Origin of the sequence: Streptomyces sp. BR123, assembly GCF_013401435.1 — a bacterium.
In the GTDB taxonomy this organism is placed as follows: Bacteria; Actinomycetota; Actinomycetes; order Streptomycetales; family Streptomycetaceae; genus Streptomyces.
The window spans coordinates 1-3,037 of sequence record NZ_JACBGN010000496.1 but is presented as its reverse complement, the minus strand read 5'-3'; the positions used below and the strand labels follow the sequence as shown (position 1 = coordinate 3,037).

General features: G+C 73.2%; 5 protein-coding genes and 1 pseudogene. 5 read left to right on the top strand and 1 reads right to left on the bottom strand.

Annotated features, from left to right (window positions below):
* From HYE82_RS35525 to HYE82_RS38765, 3 genes and pseudogenes are all read left to right on the top strand, one after another.
* Nucleotides 1–498 (top strand): PP2C family protein-serine/threonine phosphatase (locus tag HYE82_RS35525; RefSeq protein ID WP_179178353.1); only part of this gene is annotated, 498 nt, incomplete at its 5' end.
* Between the two features lie 62 nt (nucleotides 499–560).
* Nucleotides 561–1,178, top strand: coding sequence for a DUF1707 domain-containing protein (locus HYE82_RS35520; protein WP_179178352.1), 618 nt, complete (start codon nucleotides 561–563; stop codon nucleotides 1,176–1,178).
* Between the two features lie 43 nt (nucleotides 1,179–1,221).
* Nucleotides 1,222–1,450, top strand: a pseudogene (locus HYE82_RS38765) (transposase); the annotation flags it as partial.
* Nucleotides 1,451–1,708: 258 nt separating this feature from the next.
* Here the strand turns inward: HYE82_RS38765 and HYE82_RS35510 are convergent.
* Entirely contained in the window at nucleotides 1,709–1,966 is a 258-nt protein-coding gene (locus HYE82_RS35510; RefSeq protein ID WP_179178351.1) for a hypothetical protein, read from the bottom strand.
* 107 nt (nucleotides 1,967–2,073) lie between these two features.
* On the opposite strand from HYE82_RS35510, the gene HYE82_RS35505 reads away from it, so the two are divergent.
* Both HYE82_RS35505 and HYE82_RS35500 read left to right on the top strand, forming a co-directional pair.
* The gene (locus HYE82_RS35505) at nucleotides 2,074–2,445 is read left to right on the top strand and encodes an ArsC/Spx/MgsR family protein (RefSeq protein ID WP_179178350.1); all 372 of its coding nucleotides are present in this window, start codon (nucleotides 2,074–2,076) and stop codon (nucleotides 2,443–2,445) included.
* Nucleotides 2,446–2,681: 236 nt separating this feature from the next.
* Nucleotides 2,682–3,037, top strand: a 356-nt coding sequence (locus tag HYE82_RS35500; RefSeq protein ID WP_179178349.1) for a GntR family transcriptional regulator, incomplete at its 3' end; no start/stop codon positions are given.

Below are 3,037 nucleotides of genomic sequence, written 5' to 3'. Positions count from 1 at the left end.
GGTCGGTCGGGTGGGGCGGGCGGCTCGGCCGGGGCCTCCTTCGGGCTCGGGCATCCGGAGCTGTTCGCGACGGCCCTGCTGCTGGAGTTCCCGCCCGGGCTGGACCTCGTGCGGATCGTGTCGTGCGGGCACCCGCCGGCCCTGCTCCTGCGCGGGCCGGGCGTGTCGGAGGTGGCCGTGGAGCCGGGCCCCCCGCTGGGGCTCGGGCTCACGGCCCCGGAGGACACCGTGGTGACGGGTGTGCCGCTGCTGCCCGGCGACCGGCTGCTCGCCTACACGGACGGGGTCACGGAGGCCCGCGACACGGCCGGGGTCTTCTACCCCCTGGCCACACGCGTCCCGGTGGTGGCCACCCCGGCCCCGGAGGACCCGGCCGGGCTGGTCGGCGCCCTGTGGCAGGACCTGGTGGCCTTCACCGACGGCGGGCCGGGCGACGACGTGGCACTGCTGGCCCTGTCACTCGAACGGCGGTCCCGGCCGGACGGAAAGCATCCCTAGGGCGATGTTTGAGATATGCGGTCCCAGTCCGCTCAGTCCGCTGGCTGTTTATCCTTGCGGCCATGACTGCCCAGCCTCCGGAGCCCTCTCCGCGCCCTGCTCCATCAGGAGAACTCCGCGCCTCTCACGACGACCGGGAAGCAGTGGTGGAGCAGTTGCGCGATGCGGCAGCCGAGGGGCGAATCGATCTCGATGAGCTGGATTCACGCCTGGAGCAGGCGCTGACGTCCAGGACTTACGCCGAGTTGGCCGTCCTGACCGCCGACTTGCCGAGGCCGAAGTCCGCTGAGAGCCAGCCGCCGCTGGTGCTCAAGGGCGGCATGAGTGGCGCGTCTCGAGGCCCCGGACGCTGGGAGGTTCCCGGGCGCGTGATCGCTCACGGAGGCGTGGGGGGTGTGAAGGTTGACTTCACCCGGGTCGAGTGCCGCCTCGCGGAGGTCGCAGTGGAGGCGTACGGGGAGACGTCCGGTGTCACGATTGTCATCCCCGACGGCTGGGCCGCAGACACCAACGGCATGGATCCCGGCGTCGGCGGCCTGACGGACAAGACCACTCCCGACCGGCTTCCAGGTACTCCGCTGCTCCGGCTCACCGGGTCCGGCGGCATGGGGGGAGTAGTCATCCGCCACCCCAACCGCCGGGAACAGCGCAAGCTGAGAAGCAACCCGGCGCAGGGCTAGGATGCGCGCCGAGGTGTTGATCAAGATCTGAAACGATCTTGGAATGGCTCGTGGCGATCTGACGGGCGAACAGTGGGTGCGGCTGGAGCGGCTGTTGCCGCCGATACCGGCTACGGGGCGTCCGCCACGGGATCGGCGGCAGGTCTTCGACGGGGATCTGGTGGCGTGCTCGCACGGGCTCACCGTGGCGGGACATACCCGAGCGGTACGGTCCGTGGGAGACCGCATACACGCTCTTCCGTCGCTGGCAGATCGACGGCACTTGGGCCAGAGCCGCTCCCCCGGCTACCGCTGGGAGGTGCCCCCGGCAGGGCAACTCGCCGCGTCGTCTTCGACGAGAAGTGCGCGGCCGGGCCGGGCCGACCCGGGTGGTGCCTGCCGGAGTGGTCCGCTCCGGCAGGCCCCGGCGAACGGACACGGCCGACGCCGACAGGGCGGGGAACCGCTGTGCGTGCCGGCTGGCCCGGCTGTGCGAGGGGTCGGCTCGGCGCCGCGCACGGAATCAGCCGCGCACGGAATCAGCCCACGGATCAGCTCGCGTTGCTCACGATGTACGCGCGCACCAGCCGGCAGGTCGTGTTCGACGGCCGGTGGATCCCCGTCCGCACGGCCACCGACCGGATCTTCCGGTTGGTGGCGCGCCGGGCGTCGTACGTCCCCGAGTCGAGCAGGGATATCGCCAGCCGCATCGCCTTCAGCCGGCGGTTGTGGCTCTCGTACCACTCCCGGGGGAGCCCCGCGGGCAGCGGCTTCTTCTTGACGGGCCGAAGCATCTTGGCAGTGGCCATCTACAGCCTCCCAAACGGTAGTTGGCGTCCTGTCGTACTCCCTCGATTTTACCGGGGGGCACTGACAGAAGCCCCTGGCCAGGCAGCCTCTGACTAGGCTGGACGCCATGGAGATCTGGATCAACCCAGCCTGCTCGAAATGCCGCAGCGCGCTGACGCTGCTCGACGCGGAAGGCGCCGAGTACACGGTGCGCCGCTACCTGGAGGACGTGCCGTCCGAGGCCGAGATCCGCACGGTCCTGGAGCGGCTCGGCCTGGAGCCGTGGGACATCACCCGCACCTCGGACCCGCTCGCGAAGGAGACCGGCGTACGCGACCTCCCGCGCGAGGAGACCGATGAGGCCCGGGCCCGCTGGATCGCCCACCTGGCCGCCCACCCGAAGCTCATCCAGCGGCCCATCATCACCGCCGACGACGGTACGGCGATCGTCGCCCGCTCGGAGGAGGCCGTCCGCGAGGCCCTGGCCCGGCACGCCTGACGGGGCTGACGGGAGCGGGCGGGCCGGCGGGGGTCGACCTACTGGCTTCCTGACCGCCTGACCCACCGACCGGCTGACCGCCTGAGCGGCTGACCGGCTGAGCTGTCAGCCGAGCGGCCCGCCGTGCGACCGCCCTGCCGCCCGGGGCCGCCGTGCCACAGGACAGGGCCACCGGGCCACAGGCCCGCCGACCTGTGTCAACCGGCCCGCGCGGGCTGCGGCTTAACCTGCCCCGTATGACCTCCGACGACACCGACGCCGCCCCGCGCGGGGGCACCGGGACCGCCCCCGGCCCGGGCGGCGGCGCCGACCTGCACCTGGAGCTCCCCCCGCACGGCGCCCGCCGCACCGTCCTCGCCCAGGCGCTCCGCGAAGCCGTCCGCAGCGGCCGGCTCGCCGGCGGGACCCGGATGCCGCCCTACCGGGCCCTGGCCGCCGACCTCGGGCTGGCCCGCAACGCCGTCGCCGACGCCTACGCCGAACTCGTCGCCGAGGGCTGGTTCACCGCCCGGCAGGGCTCCGGCACCCGGGTCGCCGAAGGAGCGGCCCCCGCCGCCGCGCCGGCCGCCCCGGCCGCGCCCGCCCCCGGGGG